A 16,543-nucleotide genomic window follows, 5' to 3' on the forward strand; every position below is an offset into this window, starting at 1 on the left:
AATGAGATACGTTATAGCTTTCTTAATAGGTTTTTCACTAGTGTTTTTTTCACTGCTTTTTTTATACACAAATATCACTAAGAATCTTCCTGAGCCAGAAACTAAAATTCCATCCAGCCTTATTATAGAGTATGCAGATGGAACACCTTTTTATTTTCCAAGAGCCTACTGGTACAATCTAGATGAATATCCAGAAAAACTCATCACTGCGCTCATAATTTCTGAAGATGAAGACTTTTTCAATCATCCAGGTATAGATATCTTTGGAATGCTAAGGGGGATCTTTTATACCGTTGTAAAAAAAGATGTCCAGGGTGGGAGCACACTGACTCAACAGCTTGCAAGAAGTTTATATTTAACACAAGCAAGAACAATTGAAAGAAAAATAAAGGAAATATTTATAGCAATTTATCTAGAAAAGATAAGAACAAAGGAAGAATTACTTGAATTATATCTCAACAGTGCTTATATGGGAAATGGAATATATGGTTTCGGTACAGCCGCAAAGTATTATTTTAATAAAGATCCAAAAGATCTTAATCTTGCAGAGATTGCCCTGTTAGTCAATACTGTAAAATCTCCTGAAAATTTCAATCCTCAAGATTTAAAGGGAAGATATAAAAGAGCGGAAATAGTCCTAAAAAGGTTATTGAATGAAGGAGTAATTTCAACGAGTGATTATGAAAAATATGCTAAAATGCTTCCAAATGTACGCTCATACAACGTAATCGAATCAAAGTACATTGAAGAAGTCTTTTGGAGAGTTATAAGTGAACTAGAAGAAATAGGTTTTTCACTTGATACACTTAGAAAGGGTTTCACTGTTAAAACCACACTCGACAAAGACTATCAAGCTTTACTTGAAAAAAACTTAGGTAAGAACAATGCTGGAATAATTTTAAATTATAGAACTGGAGAAATATTGGGATATTATGGTAAAGGTGTTGATAATGGAAGAAGACAAATAGGTTCTTTAGTTAAGCCATTTTATTATTACAAAGCTTTACTAGAAGGTTTTAATCCAGACTCTAAACTTTTTGATTTACCTATTAAAATAGGAGATTGGACTCCAAAAAATTTTGAAAAAAATTATTACGGTCAAACTACTCTCAAGCAAGCACTTATTCATTCAAGAAATATACCATCAGTTAATCTGTATTTAATGCTTGGTGATATTGTTGTGCGTGATTTTTTGAAAAACAAGCTAAAAATAGATGGTTATTATCCAGAGGATTTAACACTTGCACTTGGAACAATTGAAACATCGCATGAGGAAATTGCAAAGGGCTTTTCTGGAATATTTAACAGTGGGGTTGTTGTAAAGCCTCACATTGTAGACGAAGTTATTAACTACAATGGTATTGTACAGTACAAAGCAAGTCCGAGAATAGTTAATGTAATTCCTTCCTCAAAAAGGAGCACTATGGAAGCAAGTTATTTGATGATTAATCTACTCAAAGATGTCGTAAAATATGGAACAGGTGTTAGAGCATACATAGATGGTAGGGAAATTGCGGGGAAAACTGGTACGGCGGAACAATTTGCATGGTTTATGGGTGCAGATGGCGAAAAAATGATGATTATTTCACAGAATGGAAAAGATCTACTTGGTGGAAGAGATGTTGCACCTATCTGGCGTAAAATTGCATTAAATACAGATATAGGGAAAACTCCTTTTGTAATAAGCTCAACATATAGAAAATTAAATGTAATTAGAAATGATCCTATGAAATACATTGACTATGAATACCTATACAACATGATAAAAGAAGGCACTCTGACAATTGAAGAGCTTGCAGATATCTTAAAAACTTTTGATGAAGATTCACTTCTTGAATTTCTTTCATACATGAATACGGTTTCTCAAGAGATTACAATAACTTTATGGAATATGCTTGGAGGTGGTTAAGTTGAAGTTCTTTTATAGTCTTAAAAAAGCAGATTTTGGAGAGTATGTAGTAATAGAAATTACAGATGACAAGAATATTGGGAAAGGAGCAATCATACCTGAAAGATCAAAAGGAGAAAATTATAAAACGATAATGGGAGCTATTGAAGAATACAGATATATTGTAGAAAAAGCTAATATAGAAGATGCATTTGAAATTCCATATAAACTTGAAAAGTATTTTCCAAATCATCCAAAGGTTATCTTTGCAATAGATGCAGCATTCAAAGAACTTTATTCTAAAACATACAATATTCCACTTGTTAAACTAATCGGTCAGGAAAACGTTCAAGAATGTAAGGAACCCATAGAACAAGAAAAGGTCTTTCCAGAAGAGTATGGATTTATTGATATAGTAAAGGTTTTACCAAAAGTTTATCTTGAAGACTCAACATTTGTTTTAACAAAATATCCTGAGGGGGAAATGTTTGAAGTTTTAAAGGCGCTTTCAACAAATTATAAATACGTGGAAGTTTTAAGTTATAAAGATAGGTTCATATAGAAAGTAAATATTACTTAATTTAGAGCATCCAATCTAGGATGCTCTATTTTTTTAAAATATATGGCTTTTTATGTTTTAACTTTTAAATTTTTTATTTTTCTTTATACTATCTTAACATTTCAGATTTTACAGGATTATAATTGTAAACATTTACATTGGTATAATTCAAATGTAGTCTTGTGTAGCAAGTATTTTAAGCCTATATTTATACTTTAAAAGGAGGGGGTAGTATGAAAAAGATTTTCACACTTTTGGTAATTTTGTCAGTATTTGCATTAGTCGTTTTTGCAGATGATGTTGTTTACAAAAGGGATGAAACATTGTATGCTGGAGGAGGTCTTTGGGCGCCACCATCAAACTGGAACCCAATTACTCCATGGAATGCTGTAACAGGAACTGTTGGTTTGATTTATGAAACACTTTTTGCATATGATCCTTTAAAAGACGAAATGATTCCTTGGCTTGCTGAAAGCGGAAAATGGACATCAAGTAATACCTATGAAATCAAAATTAGAAAAGGCGTAAGATGGCACGATGGTTATCCATTCACTTCAAAAGATGTGAAATTTACATTCGAAATTGCAAAAAAATACTCTGAAATTTCCTACAGCTCAATATGGACTTGGCTTTCAAAAGTAGAAACTCCTGATCCTTACACAGTTGTTTTCACATTTGATTCTCCAAGATACCATGAATGGACCTACCAACTTTATCAACTTCCTATCATTCCTGAACACATTTGGGCAAATCGCACAAAAGAAGAAATATTAAGTGGTTCAAATGAGAAATCAATCGGAACAGGTCCTTACCTATTTGAGACTTACAGTGATGATAGAATGGTTTACCTTAGAAATGAAGATTGGTGGGGAATTGATGTATTTGGAAAACCAAAACCAAAAAGAGTTGTATATCTAAGAGTTTTGAGTAATAATGTAGCACTTGGAATGATAATGAAAGGTGAACTTGATATCTCAAACTTCTTCCTTCCAGGTATCCCAACCTTGAAGAAAATGTACAGCACAGTACATACATGGTACGATAATAAACCATATATGCTTTCAGACAATACAGCTTTCTTATTCTTAAACACAACGAAAAAACCACTTGATGATCCAAAACTAAGAAGAGCACTTGCATTTGCAATAAATCCAGCAGTTATATCAGAAAAAGTATTTGAAGGGCAAGTTCTTACATCAAATCCTGTTGGATTCTTACCAGTTAAAGGTTGGATGAAGTTCTATCCAGAAAATGCAGTAAAAAAATATGGATTCAGGCCTGATAAAGAAATGGCTAAAAAATTACTTGATGAAGCAGGATACAAAGATGTAAATAATGATGGATTCAGGGAAACTCCAGATGGAAAGCCATTTAAATTTGATATAATTGTTCCATTTGGTTGGACAGACTGGATGGAATCTATAAAGATAATTGCAGCACAATTTAGAGAAATTGGTATAAATGCTGAAGCAAAATTCCCAGATTACAGTAAGTATTGGGAAGATTTAACAAGTGGAAAATTTGATATGGCTATAAATAACTTCAATAGTAATTTGACTGCAACTCCATGGACTATGTATAACTGGTTGTTCAATTCAAATATAGATAAATACATGTACAATGGAAACTTTGGAAGATATGTAAATCAAGAATTGTTTGATCTTATTACACAAATGAATATGACACCAATGGATGATATCCAAGCAAACAAGGAAATTACAGAAAAAATAGCAACTATATTCCTTAATGAAATGCCAGCAATTCCACTTTGGTTTAATGGTCTTTGGTTCCAAGCAAGTACTCAGGTATGGAAGAATTGGCCAAGCGAAAAGAATCCATATGCCTATCCAGTCACTTGGGCAGGAAGATGGCAAACTGGTGGAGTTATGATGTTATTAGGGCTTGATAATAAATAATTCTAAGAGGTGTATCAGATGAAAAAATACTTGAGAAATAAGATAATCATTTACATTCTTACTTTCATTTTCGCTGTAACTATAGATTGGTTGATTCCCAGGCTGATGCCTGGGAATCCCATACTCGTTCTTGTTTCAAGGTTTTCCGGTCTTCCTGATGCAGCAAAAGTTATGTACAGTTATCTTACAAAAGCTTTTGGCCTTGATCAACCACTATGGACTCAGTATGTGAATTTTTGGATAGCCTTCTTTAAAGGTGATTTAGGAATTAGCATTTATCTTTATCCAAAACCTGTACTTGATGTTTTAAAAAGCGCATTACCATATTCCTTGGGATTACTAATTCCTTCAATTTTAATAAGCTGGATTATAGGAAATAATCTTGGTGCATTTGCTGCAAGAAGAAAAAAGTTTGATTCATTTATGTTACCAGTAATGTATTTCTTAACTGGTGCACCATATCTTTGGCTTGGTATTTTGCTTGCATACTTTTTTGGTGTTGTTTTAAGATGGGTACCTATTGCAGGTGCTTACAGCTTTTCCTTAAGACCTCATTTTTCCTGGACTTTTATAGCTGACTTTTTAAAACATTGGATTTTACCATTTTTATCACTTTTCATTGTCCAATTAGGTGGTTGGGCTATTGGTATGAGAAATATGGTTATTTACGAACTTGAAAACAATTACGTAAGGTTTTTAGAAACAATGGGAGTTAAAAGAAGCCTTATAAAAAAATACACTTTTAGAAATGCAATACTTCCTCAGGTAACTGGTCTTGCACTTCAACTTGGTACAGTAATTGCAGGACAAGTGGCAACTGAAGTTGTATTTTCTTACCCAGGAGTTGGATATATATTAACGCAAGCAATCTTAAACCAAGATTATTTCCTAATTCAAGGATGTTTCTTATTTATAATCATTGGTGTTCTTGTTGCAAATTTCACGGTCGATCTTGTGTATATGATTCTTGATCCAAGAATTAGATATTCTTACGGTGGTGAAGCATAATGAGGGAAATAATGTTTTTTGCATTTAGGAATAAAAAATTAAATATTGGGCTTTCAATTGTTTTATTTTTCCTCTTGCTTGCAATTTTTGGTCCCTATATATCAAAATATAAAGATCCACTAGAATATGTTGGTATGGGATACCAACCTCCAAGCAAAGAATTTTGGCTTGGTACAACAACCTTTGGTCAAGATGTTTTTACCCAACTTGTATTTGGTCTAAGAAGCTCATTTTTTGTAGGTTTGATTGGTGGAGGACTTGCAACTTTTGTGGGGCTAATTGTAGGTTTTTTTGCAGGATACGAAGGCGGAATTATTGATGAAATTTTAATGATGTTTACTAACATATTACTCGTTATTCCAACTCTTGCTCTATTAATTATAGTTGCATCTTATTTACCATATAGAGGAGTCTTTATACAGAGTGTAATAATAGGTCTTACTGCATGGCCTTGGACTGCAAGGGCCGTAAGATCTCAGACATTGTCGTTGAAAATGAGGGAATTTGTAAATCTTGCCAGAATTACAGGAAGATCTCATTTAAAAATAATCATTTATGAAATACTTCCAAATATGCTTTCATATGTTTTTATGGTATTTATATTACAATTTGGTGGTGCTATCCTTGCAGCTGTTGGTCTTGATTTTATTGGTCTTGGCCCAACTCAAGGAATATCTTTAGGATTAATGATGCAAAATGCAGTTCTATGGAATGCAATTCAGCTTGGAATGTGGTGGTGGGCAATTCCACCTGGATTGGTTATAACCCTCATTGTAGGTGCTTTGTACTTTATGAATACAGGGCTAGATGAAGTATTTAATCCAAAATTAAGAGAAATGTAAGCAAAAAGAGTTGGTATAGAGAATGCTTGCCGTTAACGGTTTGAAATTGTACTATAAAACACTAAAAGGCTATGTTAAGGCTGTTGATGACGTTAGTTTTGATCTTAAAGACAATGAAATTTTGGGACTTGCTGGTGAATCAGGTTGTGGTAAATCAACTTTAGTAAATGGCCTTATACTTTTAAAACCTCCTTTAAACTATTTTGGAGGAAACGTAATTTTAGATAATGAACTTTTACCAATAAACGATTTTGAAAAGATGAATGATTTTAGGTATAAACGATTATCAATAATTCCTCAGTATGCAATGGATGCTTTAAACCCAACAAGAAAAATAGGTGTTTATATAAAAGAAGTATTAAAGAGTAAAGGTATAAACTACGACAGTATACATGATAGATTAATAGAGAGGTTAAAATTTGTAAATCTTCCAGAAAGAGTTTTAAAAATGTATCCTATTGAACTTTCAGGAGGTATGAAGCAAAGATTGGTAATGGTTATAAGCACGTTACTTAATCCCTCATTGTTAATAGCAGATGAGGTAACTTCAGCTTTGGATGTATCTTCACAAAAATCCGTTTGTTTAATGATTAAAGGTTTCAAAGATGAAGGGATTGTAAAATCATTAATCTTTGTAACTCATGATCTGTCAGTCTTATATCAAATTGCTGATAGAATAATGGTAATGTACGCAGGAAAAGTTGCCGAAATAGGTACCACACAGCAAATAATAGAAAATCCTGTACATCCTTATACCAAAATGCTTCTTTCTTCACTTCCGGAGGTTGGAATCAGATATACAGATACAAGATTAAAAGGAATACCAGGAAGACCTCCACAACTTTTAAATCCTCCAAAGGGTTGTAGATTTAAAGATAGATGTCCATTTTATTCGAGTCAATGTGATAATGAACCACCTAAAGTTCAAGTAGAAGATAATCATATTGCTTACTGTTGGAAGGTGAATAAAAATGATTGAAGTTACAAACTTGACAAAAGCCTATAACATTGGTTCGTTTGGTAAAGAAAAGTTTTATGCGGTTGATAACGTTTCTTTTAAAATAGATGACAATCAAATAGTTTCTTTGATAGGAGAAAGCGGAAGTGGAAAGACAACTATAGGAAAGTTGATATTAAAACTTATAAAACCAACGTCTGGTGAGATTCTTTTCCAAGGAAAGAATATTAAAAATCTTAAAAACAAAGAATACTATAGGTATGTGCAGGGAGTTTTTCAGGATCCGTTTAGTTCGTACAATCCTATATTTAAGATCAACAGAATTTTTGATATGGTAAGAGAAGAGTTTTATCCAAAAACTGACAAAGATAAATGGAATGAAAAAGTAGAAAAGGTCATATCAGAAGTAGGATTAAATCCAAAAGAAATTCTTGGTAAATTTCCACATCAATTAAGTGGAGGACAACTTCAAAGATTATTAATTGCTCGTACTCTATTAATGGAAACAAAGTTTTTGGTTGCTGATGAAATTATAAGTATGCTTGATGCTTCAACAAGGATAGATATATTAAATATTTTGATTGATTTAAAGGAAAAGGGACTTTCGGTATTATTTATAACTCATGATTTATCACTTGGATATTATACAAGTGATAAAACAATAATTTTATACAGAGGATCAATAATGGAATATGGTGATACGGAAAAGGTTTTTAATAATCCAGTACATCCTTACACTATAATGTTGATGAATTCAGTTCCAACTATGAATAAGAAATGGACAAAGGAAGAACTCATTGCAGAAAGTAGACGAACTCCTCCAGGATACTGCAAATTTTACGATAGATGTCCTTTGGCGGATAAAGAATGTAAAAATGTTCAGCTAAAAAAGGTTGAAGAAGAACACTACGTTGCTTGTGTAAAAAAATAGACTAAGGAGTGATAGTAGAATGAAAATTTTTGCGGGAAAACTTTCAAATATTCCTTGGCAGGAAAGACCAAAAGATTCAAGTGAGATCATTTGGCGATATTCAGATAATCCAATTATTAAAAGAGATCAAGCAAAGGATGCTAACAGTATATTTAACAGTGCAGTTGTTCCATTCAAGGATACATTTGCAGGTGTATTTAGAGTAGATGATAGGGCAAGAAATATGAATATAAGAAGGGGATTTAGTAATGATGGAATCAACTGGAAGATAGATGACAAACCAATAGAATTTATTCAGGAAACAAGAGATGAGTTAAAAAGTGAATACAAGTATGATCCAAGAGTTACTTTTATTGAGGACAGATACTGGATAACCTGGTGTAATGGTTACAATGGCCCAACTATTGGTGTTGGTTATACATTTGACTTTGAAAAATTTTATCAAATGGAGAATGCATTTTTGCCTTTTAATAGAAATGGAGTCCTTTTTCCAAGAAAAATAAATGGAAAATATGCAATGCTCAGCAGGCCTTCTGATAACGGACATACTCCATTTGGTGATATATTCTATAGCGAAAGTCCAGATATGATACATTGGGGTGTGCATAGACTCGTTATGAAAAGTGGTTATACGCCATGGCAATCTCTTAAAATAGGAGCAGGACCTTCTCCAATTGAAACGGATGAAGGTTGGCTTTTATTTTACCACGGTGTTTTGCTCTCCTGTAATGGTTATGTGTACAGCTTTGGTGCTGCATTACTTGATTTGGATAAACCATGGAAAGTAATTAAGAGGTCAAAGTCTTACCTTTTATCACCGCAAAAACCGTATGAATGCGTCGGTGATGTACCAAATGTTGTTTTTCCTGTTGCTTGTTTAGTAGATTCAGAAACCGGTAGATTAGCTCTATATTACGGAGCAGCTGATACGGTTGTTTCCCTTGCTTTTGGATACGTACATGAAATTATTGACTGGCTAAAGTATGAAAACTAATTATAGATTTGGAGGGATTAAAATGTTTTCTAAAGACTTTTTATTTGGAGCATCTTTGTCTGGATTTCAGTTTGAAATGGGAAATCCAAATAATGAAGAGGAATTAGACAAAAACACAGATTGGTTTGTTTGGGTAAGAGACTTAGGAAATATAATTAATGGAAAAGTTAGTGGAGATCTTCCTGAATATGGTGCAGGATATTATACTAATTACAAGGCAGTTCACAATCTTGCAAAAGAATTTGGAATGAATGCTTTAAGAATTGGAATAGAATGGTCAAGAATTTTTAAAGAAAGCACAAAAGATATTAGCCCAGATGATCCTAACATGTTAGAAAAACTTGATCAACTAGCTGATAAAAAGGCGATTGAACATTATAGAGATGTATTAGAAGACATAAAAAGTAAAGGACTTGTAGCTATTGTTAATTTGTCGCACTTTACTTTACCACTTTGGCTTCATGATCCAATAAATGTACACAAAGGAAAGGAAACAAAAAAGCTTGGTTGGGTAAGTGATGATGCACCAATAGAATTTGCTAAATACGCAGAATACATCGCATGGAAATTTAAAGATATTGTTGATATGTGGTCTTCAATGAATGAACCTCACGTGGTAAGTCAGCTTGGTTATTTTCAAACAAGTGCAGGTTTTCCACCAAGCTATTTTAATCCTTCATGGTATCTAAAAAGTCTTGAAAATCAAGCTTTAGCACATAACCTTGCTTATGATGCTATAAAAAAACATACAGACAAGCCAGTTGGAGTTATTTATTCATTTACGTGGTATGATACAGTTAATAATGATGAAGAAATATTCGAAAGTGCAATGTTTTTAAATAACTGGAATTATATGGATAGAGTAAAGGATAAAATTGACTTTGTAGGTGTAAATTATTATACAAGGGCTGTTATAGACCGACTTTTGGTTCCTATAAAAATTGATAATTATGAATTAAATTGGTATACTCTTAGTGGTTATGGGTATTCATGTGTTGAAGATGGTTTTGCAAATTCAAAAAGACCTTCAAGCGAAATTGGTTGGGAGATATATCCAGAAGGGCTTTATAATATTCTCAAAGAAATATACAATAGATATGGAAAGCAAATCTATATAACGGAAAATGGTATAGCAGATTCAAGCGATAAATACAGAAGCTTTTATATTATTTCCCACCTTTATGCAGTAGAAAAAGCAATAAACGAAGGAGTACCAGTAAAAGGATACCTTCACTGGTCAATAATAGATAATTATGAATGGGCAAAAGGTTATGGTAAAAGATTTGGACTTGCCTATACAGATTTTGAAAGAAAAACTTATATTCCAAGACCTTCTATGTATATTTTAAGAGAAATAATAAAAGAAAGAACTATTGATAAGTTTAAAGGATATGATCCGTACGGATTAATGAATTTTTGATTAAAAGAGGGTGAGATTTTTGGTAACTATAAAAGATGTTGCAAAACATGCAGGTGTTTCTATAGCAACAGTTTCAAGAGTAATAAATGGCGCAAAAAATGTAAGTGATGACACTAGAAAAAAAGTTATTAAAGTTATTAAAAAGCTAGGGTATAAACCCATGCCATCACTGAGGAATCGCTCAGAACTATTTTATACTCTAGGAGTTATGGTCCCTGATTTAAAGGGATATCATTATAATGAAATACTTATGGCAATTGAAGAATACGCATTTGTTCATGGCTTTGAAATAATGGTTTCAGTTCCTAAAATGTCTCCAGAAGAAGAAAAACATGTATTAGACCAATATTTCAAGAGAAAAATAGATGGTATTATTCTTTGTGAATTGTTTGGGGATACCGACTACTTAGAACCATTTATTAACAGTGGTGTTCCCATTGTTGCATTAGACTATTATATTGATGAAATTCTTTGTGATTCTGTCAATATCGATAATGTTTCAGGTGCACGTAGTGCAATGAAATATCTTTACAATATGGGGCACAGGAATATTTTATACATAAGAGGGGTTGAAAAATCTCCTGCATCTAAAAATAGAGAAAAAGGTATAGAAAAATTTTTAAGAAAGCATAAAGATGTACAAGTATACTTTTCAGAACATAGTGGATATAATCCCAACGACGGATATGAGGCAGTAGAAAGTTTTTTAAAAAAATACGGTTTAAAATTTACAGCCATTTTTGCTGTAAATGACTGGGCATCGATTGGTGCTTTAAGGGCATTGTACGATCATGGCCTCAGGGTTCCAGATGATGTTTCAATAATTGGATACGATAACGGTCCATTTTCTGAGTACTTATGCCCACCTCTTACAACAATACATCAACCAAGACGGGAAATGGGGTTAACTGCTGCACAACTTTTAATAGAAAGAATACTTGGAAAAGGCCCAAAGATACCAAGAAATGTTGTTCTTCCTACAAAATTAATAGAGAGAATGTCTGTAAAGAAGGTGGAACCATGAGGAACTTTTTTAAAGTCTTTACATTAGTTTTGGTGGTGATTTCTGTGATGCTGTTTGGTGAAAATAAAAAACTTACGGCATTTGATTACAATAAAATGATAGGTATTGGAATTAACATGGGAAATGCGCTTGAAGCACCATTTGAAGGTGCATGGGGAGTGGTTATAAAAGATGAATATTTTAAAATAATAAAAGAAAAAGGATTTGATTCAGTTAGAATACCTATTAGATGGTCAGCGCATATTTTAGATAAACCACCTTATACAATAGAAAAGGATTTTTTAGAAAGAGTAAAACATGTAGTTGATAAGGCTTTGGAAAATGATTTGGTTGTAATAATTAATTGCCATCATTTTGAGGAGTTATATGAAAACCCTGAAAAGTACGGAGAAGTTCTTTTAGAAATTTGGAAACAAGTATCAGATTTCTTTAAAAATTATTCTGACAAGCTTTATTTTGAAATTTATAACGAACCTGCAAATAATTTAACCCCAGAAAAATGGAATGATTTGTATCCAAAAGTTTTAAAAGAAATCAGGAAAACAAACCCAACAAGAATTGTAATAGTAGATGTGCCTCATTGGGGAAATTACAATTACATCAATCAATTAAAACTTGTAAATGATCCATATTTAATCGTATCTTTTCACTATTATGAACCATTCAACTTTACTCACCAAGGTGCTGAATGGATAAACCCGCGCCTTCCAGTGGGGGTTAAATGGAGTGCAAAAAGTTATGAAATAGAACAGATAAAATCACATTTTGAATATGTAAATTCTTTTTCAAAAAAGTACAATGTTCCAATATTTTTAGGGGAATTTGGGGCTTACTCAAAGGCAGATATGGATTCTCGAATCAAATGGACAAAAGCGGTTAGTCAAATTGCTAGAGAATTTGGATTTTCAATTTGTTATTGGGAATTTTGTTCTGGTTTTGGGCTTTACAATAAAATAACAAATACTTGGAATGAAGGATTGTTAAACGCTGTTTTTGGAAAATAAAATGATTTATATTTGCTTTTTAATCCAGCCAATATGGCTGGATTTTTTGTTGTATAATATTAATGTACTTATTAAATTGGAGGTGTAAATATGGAAAGAACTTTTGTGTATTTAAAGCCAAATGCAGTAAGAAGAGGTTTAGTTGGGGAAATAATAAAAAGATTTGAACAAAGGGGAATAAAAATAGTAGCATTAAAACTTTTATGGATGAGCAAGCAACAAGCAGAAAAATTGTATGAAATGCACAAAGGTAAAAGCTTTTACAACGATTTAATGGATTTTGTAACAGGCGGACCAATCGTTGCAATGATAGTTGAAGCGCCACGAGTAATCGAAATGGTAAGACATATAATTGGAGATACAGATCCGTTAAAGGCAGGAACCGGTACAATTAGAGGTGAGTTTGCGCTTACAATAACTAAAAACTTAATTCATGCTAGTGATTCAAAAGAGAACTTTGAGAGAGAATACAAAATATTCTTTTCTGATGATGAAATTATAGACTACTACCTTGATGTTCAAGATGATATTTAAAATAAGTGGCCAAGTGCCACTTATTTTTTTGAAAATTCCTTTCTAATTAACAAGAGCATAACAATAAATGTTGCGATTGATAAATATAAAAGGTATAAAAAGTCGCTTTTTATACTAACGCCATTAAGTTGATAATTTCTAATAGCATAAGTTAATCTATATGCTGGAGTGAAACTGGAAAGTTTGAACATGAATTTTGGAAGTGTGGTGACTGGCGTTATACTTCCGCTTGTAAAAAAGAAAAACATTGACAGAGAAACGCCAAATATATTCGAAATTGCCCTGTTTTGAGAAAGACAAGACATTATTAATGCAAGTGATGCATGAAATACTATTCCAACAATGGATAAAGGTAAGAATATAGAAAGTTCTATCTTTATTCCCAAAAAATATCCTGCTATGTAAACAGCTATTGACACAAATAGTCCTAGCAGGAACAGTGCCAAAAATTTGTTTAATCCATATACATGCCATTTTTCATTATTTACTTTGAATATTGAAATTAATCCAAGATCTCTGTCATTAACAACCGTTAATACACCAATAGATAAAATTATAAAGATCACTGATAAAAATAAAATAGCGGGGGAAAATAAATAACCAAAATCAGTTTTAAAGTTTTTTGTTTTGGGGACAAAACTTGGAGCAGGCGTTTCATTGCTAACAAATAAATACCTTAAAACTTGTGGATTAAAAAATGGTGAGCCGCTTAAATCATTAAATACAGAATTTAAAACATTATAAATTCCAACAGAAAGTTGTAAATCAACAGGGCTAGGGATAAAGTCAATATTTACCTTTTCGCCTTTATATAGTGCATCTGTAAAGTTTTCAGGTATAACCATTACGGCATTTAGCTCACCATTTTGTAGAAACCGCGAGTAATCTCCATCTACGTAAGTTAGGGTTCCTCCTTTAAAAAATGACATAACAAGCTTAATAGTAAACTTTGATAGAGGTGAATTATCTAGATTATATACTCCTAGCTTGATACTAGTAACTCCAAATCCGTTAAAAAATATTATACTTGCTATTGTTAAAACAACTGGTAATAAAATAATTAGAATTATATTTAAAGGTTTTCCAAGAAGCCTTTTAAATTCATACCATACTCTCACAGACAATCTACCCCTTTTACTTTAAAATTACTATTGAACTTCTTCCATATATTCTTACTGCATCTTCTATGAAATCAGGATTATGCTTTGAAGATAGAACAAATAGAACTCTTCTTTTTACAACAGGTACATCAACATGGCCATCTGTAAATATAATAATCCCTTCAACATTGTGCGATTGTGCTAAATCAACTGCCGGTTGTAAGTTTGTCTCTCCTCCACCATATATTTCTAAATCTTTCCATTTTCCTGAAGAATACTCCGTAACCATAGTAACTGCCTGGTCAACTTGTATTAAAAGAAGTTTTGAATCGTATTTTGCTATTTTTTCAATTTCAGTTAGAAACTGATTTAATTCTTCTTCAATAATACTCGCGCTTGTGTCTACAATAACGGCAAGTTTTGAGTTGTATTCATATTTCCAGCCAGGTTGGTCATCATATCTTCTGTTTGGCCTTAAAGGTGTCCTATATTTGTCTCCCTTTATACTAGCATTTGAAAATCTTCTTATTAAAGTCTCCCAGTCAAGAGTTGATTTTTGAAGTGATATGTTGATATTTTGTTTCAGTCCCGATTCAAGTTCTTTTCCAAACATGTTGAATGCTTTTCCTACTTTGTCTTTAGTTATTTCTATTATCATTTCTATTGGTAAATCTGATTCAAAGTTATGATCATCCAAAGAATCTGGCAGAGCTTCTATATCAAAATCTCCTTTTTTTTCAAATTCCTTCATCATCCAATCAAAATATTCCTCAGCGGTTTTGTTAATCATAAATGGTGGTGGTGCAGCAAACATATATTCATTATCAACGCCATGGCCTTCTTGAATCAATACGTTTAATGGAACACTTCTTGCATCGAGTTCTGGAATATATTGATTGATAGCAGCATCCATTGCAAGATCCCATATCTTTTTTTCTCTATTATTTTTTGGCTTTATCCTAAAATGCTGATTTATAATGTGCATAAGTTCGTGTAATATCAATGATTCAACAAACCAAATTGGTTTTTTGTTTATCTTTTTGTTGTATAAAAAAAGAATTTCACCATTTTTGGTGAATTTAATTGACATTGTTTTAACATTATTGTCTTCTTTTAAAACAACTCCTAAAAGAAGGTAAGCATAGAAAGGACTTTTTTTCATTAAATTTTGAAAGGCTTTTTCAATAACCATTTACTTCTACCTCTATTCCAAAGCTAACGAGCTGATCATTGAAAAGTGGCAATGAAAGATAATCAATCCATCTATACTTGAAACTCATTCCTAGAAAGATTCTAATATCTTTCATAAAGTATGATACAAGTAATTCAATGTTGTACCTAAAAATATCTTCAGTATTAAAAATAGAAGGAAAACCAGTTTCGCTTCCAGGATCATAGTATAAATATACAGCGGAATACTCAAAATTAAAATCTAATCTAATATTTTTTGTAAAATAATATGCCGGAGCCATACCAACGTATATTCTTCCGGTCTCAGTAGTTTCATCGTAATTTTCTGGCGCGTGGAAGGAAGTTTTTACAAAAGATTTAAAGTAAAAATTGTTAATAGAAGTATCAAAGAATACTTCTAGTAAACTATTTGAATTGTTTAACAAATAGCCTATATTTATACCATAGTCTAAGAATTCAGAAGGAACAATCAAGCCAAACTGAGAATAAGGATAGCCTATCCTTATTCTAAAATTTTCTATTTTTTCAGAAAACCATACTCCTTGAGAAGTTGAGAATCCAAATTTCATTGAGAAGGAGAAAATAGAGATAGATATAAGAATAATTGTAATTAATTTTTTCAAAAAAAGCCCCTCCTTTACCAAAAAAATTATATCATAAATTATAACCCAATGGAAATTTAAAAACAAAAAAGTTTAGAATCTACCTATGAGGAAGTAATTGATTTAACATAAAGGTTAACTAAAGATAGGTAAAAAAAAGATGAAAAAAAGAAAGTAACTAATTAACTATCTAAAAAATAAAAGGGAAAGAATGATATTTTCAAAAAATTAAGAAAAAAACAAGTTTCAAAAAGCTAATTAAAAATATTTCTTTGAAGAGGAGTGAAAACCTGACAATTCCTCAAGTTTTGAATAGCTCTTGGGTTTATCCCGTTTAGAATCTACCTAGAGCAATAGAAGAAAACCTCTATCTAAGTTTAGCTATTTAAAGTGCTATTTATGTTTAAAATATGTCTATGAAGAAGAAATAGTTTTAAAATTTGTTTTTGAAAAATAAGGCAACCAATATCATATTTGAATAATAAAAAGGAGGGCTTTTGGCTCTATTTTTGTTTAATATATATTAATAAATTTGATTTTTTTCAAAAACAAGGCTTAAAAACAGAAAAATT

15 protein-coding genes are annotated in these 16,543 nt (G+C 31.8%); 12 read left to right on the plus strand and 3 right to left on the minus strand.

The annotated features are described in order from the left end of the window. Position 1 precedes the first annotated feature (1 nt). From OB7_RS07775 to ndk, 12 genes are all read left to right on the plus strand, one after another. The gene (locus tag OB7_RS07775; protein ID WP_114702957.1) at positions 2 to 1,909 is read left to right on the plus strand and encodes a transglycosylase domain-containing protein; all 1,908 of its coding nucleotides are present in this window, start codon (positions 2 to 4) and stop codon (positions 1,907 to 1,909) included. Next, positions 1,902 to 2,450, plus strand: a complete 549-nt coding sequence (locus tag OB7_RS07780) for a hypothetical protein (protein ID WP_249031066.1) — start codon at positions 1,902 to 1,904, stop codon at positions 2,448 to 2,450. The genes OB7_RS07775 and OB7_RS07780 overlap by 8 nt, the downstream gene beginning before the upstream one ends. Before the next feature lie 230 nt (positions 2,451 to 2,680). Beyond that, positions 2,681 to 4,363 (plus strand): ABC transporter substrate-binding protein, encoded by a 1,683-nt coding sequence (locus tag OB7_RS07785; RefSeq protein WP_114702959.1) that lies wholly within the window; start codon positions 2,681 to 2,683, stop codon positions 4,361 to 4,363. An 18-nt stretch (positions 4,364 to 4,381) separates the two neighbouring features. Beyond that, positions 4,382 to 5,371 (plus strand): ABC transporter permease, encoded by a 990-nt coding sequence (locus tag OB7_RS07790; RefSeq protein WP_004100322.1) that lies wholly within the window; start codon positions 4,382 to 4,384, stop codon positions 5,369 to 5,371. Continuing rightward, complete coding sequence (locus tag OB7_RS07795; protein WP_114702960.1) at positions 5,371 to 6,213, plus strand: ABC transporter permease; 843 nt, start codon at positions 5,371 to 5,373, stop codon at positions 6,211 to 6,213. The genes OB7_RS07790 and OB7_RS07795 overlap by 1 nt, the downstream gene beginning before the upstream one ends. A 22-nt stretch (positions 6,214 to 6,235) precedes the next feature. Next, positions 6,236 to 7,192, plus strand: a complete 957-nt coding sequence (locus tag OB7_RS07800; protein ID WP_114702961.1) for an ABC transporter ATP-binding protein — start codon at positions 6,236 to 6,238, stop codon at positions 7,190 to 7,192. Next, positions 7,185 to 8,102, plus strand: a complete 918-nt coding sequence (locus tag OB7_RS07805) for an ABC transporter ATP-binding protein (RefSeq protein WP_114702962.1) — start codon at positions 7,185 to 7,187, stop codon at positions 8,100 to 8,102. Before OB7_RS07800 ends, OB7_RS07805 begins: the two co-directional genes overlap by 8 nt. 19 nt (positions 8,103 to 8,121) lie before the next feature. Continuing rightward, positions 8,122 to 9,096 (plus strand): glycoside hydrolase family 130 protein, encoded by a 975-nt coding sequence (locus OB7_RS07810; protein WP_114702963.1) that lies wholly within the window; start codon positions 8,122 to 8,124, stop codon positions 9,094 to 9,096. Positions 9,097 to 9,118: 22 nt separating this feature from the next. Beyond that, a complete protein-coding gene (bgaS, locus tag OB7_RS07815) occupies positions 9,119 to 10,516 on the plus strand; it encodes a beta-galactosidase BgaS (RefSeq protein WP_114702964.1) in 1,398 nt (465 codons plus the stop codon). Positions 10,517 to 10,535: 19 nt separating this feature from the next. After that, positions 10,536 to 11,540 (plus strand): LacI family DNA-binding transcriptional regulator, encoded by a 1,005-nt coding sequence (locus OB7_RS07820; protein ID WP_114702965.1) that lies wholly within the window; start codon positions 10,536 to 10,538, stop codon positions 11,538 to 11,540. Between the two features lie 47 nt (positions 11,541 to 11,587). Beyond that, positions 11,588 to 12,544, plus strand: a complete 957-nt coding sequence (locus OB7_RS07825; protein WP_249031069.1) for a glycoside hydrolase family 5 protein — start codon at positions 11,588 to 11,590, stop codon at positions 12,542 to 12,544. Between the two features lie 90 nt (positions 12,545 to 12,634). Beyond that, positions 12,635 to 13,078, plus strand: coding sequence for a nucleoside-diphosphate kinase (gene ndk / locus OB7_RS07830; RefSeq protein WP_114702967.1), 444 nt, complete (start codon positions 12,635 to 12,637; stop codon positions 13,076 to 13,078). Between the two features lie 20 nt (positions 13,079 to 13,098). Here the strand turns inward: ndk and OB7_RS07835 are convergent, their stop codons facing one another. From OB7_RS07835 to OB7_RS07845, 3 genes are read right to left on the minus strand one after another with little or no spacing between them, the layout of a single operon-like run. Further along, positions 13,099 to 14,196, minus strand: a complete 1,098-nt coding sequence (locus OB7_RS07835) for an ABC transporter permease (protein ID WP_114702968.1) — start codon at positions 14,194 to 14,196, stop codon at positions 13,099 to 13,101. A 16-nt stretch (positions 14,197 to 14,212) separates the two neighbouring features. Further along, complete coding sequence (locus OB7_RS07840; protein WP_012579793.1) at positions 14,213 to 15,370, minus strand: vWA domain-containing protein; 1,158 nt, start codon at positions 15,368 to 15,370, stop codon at positions 14,213 to 14,215. Beyond that, entirely contained in the window at positions 15,360 to 15,992 is a 633-nt protein-coding gene (locus OB7_RS07845) for a hypothetical protein (protein WP_004100347.1), read from the minus strand. Before OB7_RS07845 ends, OB7_RS07840 begins: the two co-directional genes overlap by 11 nt. Positions 15,993 to 16,543: the final 551 nt, after the last annotated feature.

The sequence above is a fragment of the Thermosipho africanus Ob7 genome (genome assembly GCF_003351105.1).
Taxonomy (GTDB): domain Bacteria; phylum Thermotogota; class Thermotogae; order Thermotogales; family Fervidobacteriaceae; genus Thermosipho; species Thermosipho africanus.